Source organism: Algiphilus sp. (assembly GCF_023145115.1).
Classification (GTDB): Bacteria; Pseudomonadota; Gammaproteobacteria; order Nevskiales; family Nevskiaceae; genus Algiphilus.
The window spans coordinates 1-4,644 of record NZ_JAGLEJ010000021.1; the positions used below are offsets into that span (position 1 = coordinate 1).

The following is a 4,644-nucleotide window of genomic DNA, read 5'->3' on the forward strand; positions in this document are numbered from 1 at the left end:
CGCAGCCGCCCATGCCGCCGAAGAAACCGGTAACCACATTGGCCGCGCCCTGCGCCGCGCAGTCCTTGTTCGGGCGACCGCGCGTCTCGGTCATGTCGTCGATGAGATTCAGCGTCAGCAGCGACTCGATCAGGCCGATGGCCGCCAGGATCAGCGAGTACGGCAGGATGATCCGCAGCGTCTCCAGGTTCCACGGCACCTGCGGCACGCTGAAGCCCGGCAGACCGCCCGCGATCGAGCCCAGATCCCCCACCGTCCGCGTGTCGATGCCCAGCCCCAGCGTCAGCAGGCTGACCGCCACGATGGCGACCAGCGTGGCCGGCAGCGCCTTCGTCAGCCGCGGGAAGAGGTAGATGATCACCACGGTCAGCGCCGTGAGCCCCATCATCGTGTAGAGCGGCAGGCCCGACAGCCACACCTGCCCACCGTCCGGCCCGGCCACCTTGAAGTGGCCGAACTGGGCGATGAAGATCACGATGGCGAGGCCGTTCACGAAGCCCAGCATCACCGGGTGCGGCACCATCCGGATGAACTTGCCCAGCCGGAAGACCGCGAACAGCAGCTGGAACACGCCCATCAGCACCACCGCGGCGAACAGATACTGCGCGCCGTGCTCCACCACCAGGCTGACCATCACCACCGCCAGCGAGCCGGCCGCACCCGAGATCATGCCGGGCCGCCCGCCGAACAGCGACGTGATCAGCGCCACGATGAAGGCCGCGTAGAGCCCCGTCAGCGGCGACACCTGCGCCACCAGAGCGAAGGCCACCGCCTCCGGCACCATCGCGAGGGCCACCGTCAGGCCGCTGAGCACATTGGTTCTGAACAGGGCGGGCGACATCATCGAGGCGGCAATCTCCGAACAAAGCAGCGCCGTCCCGGCGACGAGCGTCGTCGGGCCGACAGGAAAACGGGATGCAACGAGCGGGCTCGGGCACTGGGGCGTGTCGGTTGCCCGAAGCGCCGCGACAGGATGGCAACGCTTCCGAGTACCGCATGCTGCGGCGCAGCATTATCCACGAAGCGCGACCTCCCGTCTACGCGGAGGCCACTCCTGCCGGGCCCGCCGGCGGATCAGGCGCCCCGGCCCCGCCCCAGGTGCCGCACGCACCATCCGAGCAGGAAACCGATGCCGCCCGCGATGCAGGCGTGGATCGGGATGAACAGGAGCGCCAGCGCCGAAGTGGAAGAACCGGTCCTGATCGCTCCCAGGTTCAGCATCCACGCAACATGGAACGGTATCGAGACCGCCATGCTGCCCAGCAGGAAACCGAACGCGCCCCAGACCCGGCGCCGGTCCGCCAGCGCGGATCCGCGCGCATGCAGCGCGTAGAAGACCACCAGAGGTGCGGCGTTCCAGATCGCGAACGGATTGAGAAGCACCCCCTCCGCGACATAGAGGAACGCGAAGATCCCCAGCAAAAGCGCGATGAGGGCGTTCGCTTTCACTTGCACTCCCTGCGCACGGGGCCCGGACACCCCGGCCGCGGGCACGCCCTATCGCGCATCACGCCGGACCAGTCGCCATGCGGTACGCCCCCGCGCGATCCCGCTCGTCCACGTCCGGACCTGGACGACCCTCCCGCATCGCGCCCGAGCGCCGCCATGCCCCAGAAAGCCGCGCCCATCACCAACGGCACAACGCGCCCATCGGACAAGCCGGCGCCCTCAAGGAACCAGAGCCTCGGCATGAAAGCGCCGCAACCGACCAACACCATCAAGGCAACCATGACGAAGACCGCCCCGAGCATGGTCCCGGCGCGCGTCGACCTGCCGGCATCCTTCAAGCCCATGTTCCCCTCAACTGTTCCCCTCAACCTCTGCAGCAAAAGCACGGGTTATCACTCCCAGGAGCGAGGGACCGTTCAATGCCACCCCCATGAACGACGGTACGTACGCGCTCTGTTTCCGGAAGTCTCCGCGTCTCGCGCGGCGCCCGGTCAATCCGCTTCCAACCCGCATACCCGCTCTTGCCCGCCCCGCTCTGCGCAACGGGAACGGCGCGGCGCCGCGAGCACAACCGGGGATGCCGTCACCCTACGTCCGCCGACCCGACCACGCCACGGCTGCGCTAGTCGATCGCGGGCAGTTCGAGCGCGCACCGGATCGCGGCGAGGTCGTACGCCGTGCTGGTGTCGACCGGTACCGCCAGCGCCGCCTCGGCCTCGTCGAGCGGCTCGACCGCGCCGAGCTGGTGCGCCAGCACGGCCGTGTCGGCCTCGGAGGTATCGGTCCCGCGCGCTGTGCGCTCGCCGACCCGCTCCCGCAGGACCGCCTCGGGCGCGGTGCAGTCGAGGATATGGATGGGACACGCCATCGCGCGCGCCAGCGCGATGAACGGCGCGCGCTGAGCGCGCGTCAGGAAGGTTGCATCGACGAGCGTCGAATGCCCCGCCTCCAGCAGGGTCCGCGACTGTGCCAGCAGATGCGCGTAGGTACGCTCGGTCCGGCCGGCGGCGTAGAGTCCGCCGCCGACCTCGCTGCCCGTCCGGGCGCCGGCGTCGAGACCGTGCAGGCGTTTGCGCTCGACATCGGACCGCAGGCGCAGGAATCGGGCCTGTGGAATCAGCGCGCTGCTCAGGTGCGTCTTGCCGGAACCGGACAGGCCCCGGGCAATGATCAGCGAAGGCTTACCGGCAGGCACGGCATAGCGGTGCGCCAGACGGACATGCCGCTCGAACCGGCCGAGTGCTGCGTCGCGCTCGCGTTCCGTGCCGGCCTGGTCGACGCTCAGCGCGGCGACCTTCGCCCGCACCATCGAGCGATAGGCCCGGAACAGTGGCAGCAGCGCCACGCCGTCGTACTCGCCGCTGGCCGCGAGATAGGCGTTCAGGAATAGCTGTGCCAGATCCGGACGGCCCCGGTCATCCAGGTCCATGAGCAGAAAGGCGACGTCGTTGAGGACATCGATCCAGCGCAGCTCGTCATTGAACTCGATGCAGTCGAAGACGACGATCCCGCCGTCGCGCCAGATCATGTTGCTCAGGTGCAGGTCGCCATGACACTCGCGCACGTGTCCGTCCGCCAGCCGGGATTCGATCATCGGACCCAGCCGGTCCAGCTCGGCCGTCGTCCAGCGCGCCAGCTCGGCCAGCATCCCGCCCAGCTCCGCGCCGTCCGGGCCGGCACCCAGCGTCGCGAAGTTCTCGTCACAGTATCGGCGCAGCGCCGACAGGCCACCGAGCGCCGAATCCCCGCCGGCAACGGCCGCGCCGGCGTGGAAGTCGGCGAGCGAACCGGCGAGCTGCGAGAACGCCTCGGGCGGGACATCGCCGCGCGTCATGGCCGCTTCCAGCTCGCTGGCCTGGTCGAAGCGGCGCATCTTCACGCAGTACTCGAACGCCGGCGACGCGCCGGGCCGGGGGTCGGCGGCATCGCCGCCGATGGCGAGCACTTCCAGATAGAGCTCGGGTGCGAGGCGGCGATTGAGGCGCAGCTCCTCCTCGCAGTAGTACCGGCGCTTCTCCAGGGTCGAGAAATCGACGAAATCGAAGGCCAGCGGCTTCTTGAACTTGTAGGCGTGCTCCCCGGCGAGCAGCACGAGCGACAGATGCGTCTCGATGCAGCGCGCCTCCGCGCCCGCCGGTTCACCCAGGCGCTGCGGCTCGCCCTGCAGAGTGCCGAGCAGGGCCCGCAGGGCGTCTCCGTTCGCGGTGTCGCGCGTGGTCATGGCGGAAGCGTAGGGCGCGGCGGCCCGGTTCCCAATTGATGCACGTCAATGATGCATGCGCACGGCGCCCAGCCATAGGCCCCACCGATCGTGGCGATGGAGATAATTCCGTTTTGGATATATCGTTATTCGGTTATGGTCTACTAGCGTTCCCGCAACGCGACCCACGACCACCAAGGAGCTTCACACATGACACTCAGACTCGGCGACACCGCACCGAATTTCCGGATCGCCACGACCACCGGTGACATCGATTTCCACGAATGGGCCGGCGACTCCTGGGTCTTCTTCTTCAGCCACCCCGCCGACTTCACCCCGGTATGCACCACCGAGATGGGCCGCACGGCGCAGCTCGGCGACCAATTCACCGCACGCAACGTCAAGCCGCTGGGGCTGTCGACCGACTCGGTCGAAGAGCACCTGAAGTGGATCGAGGACGTCAACGACACCCAGAACACGACCCTCCGCTTCCCCATCGTCGCGGACAAGGATCACGCGATCGCGGGCCTCTACGAGATGATCCATCCCGGCGAAAGCGAGACCGCGGCGGTGCGTTCGGTCTACATCATCGACCCGACCAAGCGCATCCGGCTGATGATGACCTACCCGATGAGCGTCGGCCGCAACTTCACCGAGATCCTGCGCGTCATCGATGCACTGCAGCTCGGCGACAAGCACAAGGTCGCGATGCCGGCCGACTGGAAGCCGGGCGATAAGGTGATCATCCCGCCCAGCGTGAGCAACGAGAAGGCGAAGGACCTGTTCCCGCAGGGCTGGGAGGAGCTGCGCCCCTACCTGCGCCTGACCGAGGTCTGAGCGCCCGGCTCCGGCAATCAGCGGGAGCCGGCCACGGCTCGGTCGGTTCCCCTTCAACCCGTCCCGCACCCCACCCCGAACCCGCGGGCGCATCGACGAACGTTGCGCCCGGCAAGCACCGTGACGGGCTAGTTGTGATCTCTCAATAGGTTGTTCAT

General features: G+C 68.1%; 4 protein-coding genes. 1 reads left to right on the forward strand and 3 read right to left on the reverse strand.

The features are described from left to right. From KAH28_RS07590 to KAH28_RS07600, 3 genes are all read right to left on the reverse strand, one after another. Positions 1 to 844: SulP family inorganic anion transporter (locus KAH28_RS07590; protein ID WP_290575385.1), on the reverse strand; the 844-nt coding region annotated here is incomplete at its 3' end. 230 nt (positions 845 to 1,074) lie between these two features. Beyond that, positions 1,075 to 1,449: a hypothetical protein gene (locus KAH28_RS07595; RefSeq protein WP_290575386.1), complete on the reverse strand. Its 375-nt coding sequence runs from the start codon at positions 1,447 to 1,449 to the stop codon at positions 1,075 to 1,077. A 622-nt stretch (positions 1,450 to 2,071) separates the two neighbouring features. Continuing rightward, the gene (locus tag KAH28_RS07600) at positions 2,072 to 3,670 is read right to left on the reverse strand and encodes a bifunctional aminoglycoside phosphotransferase/ATP-binding protein (protein ID WP_290575387.1); all 1,599 of its coding nucleotides are present in this window, start codon (positions 3,668 to 3,670) and stop codon (positions 2,072 to 2,074) included. A 189-nt stretch (positions 3,671 to 3,859) separates the two neighbouring features. On the opposite strand from KAH28_RS07600, the gene KAH28_RS07605 reads away from it, so the two are divergent. Next, positions 3,860 to 4,486: a peroxiredoxin gene (locus KAH28_RS07605; protein WP_290575388.1), complete on the forward strand. Its 627-nt coding sequence runs from the start codon at positions 3,860 to 3,862 to the stop codon at positions 4,484 to 4,486. The last annotated feature ends 158 nt before the right edge of the window (positions 4,487 to 4,644 follow it).

Bases quoted from the DNA above. Each gene is read 5' to 3' on its own strand.
- KAH28_RS07600 (WP_290575387.1), bottom strand. From the start codon at position 3,670: ATGACCACGCGCGACACCGCGAACGGAGACGCCCTGCGGGCCCTGCTC.
- KAH28_RS07605 (WP_290575388.1), top strand. From the start codon at position 3,860: ATGACACTCAGACTCGGCGACACCGCACCGAATTTCCGGATCGCCACG.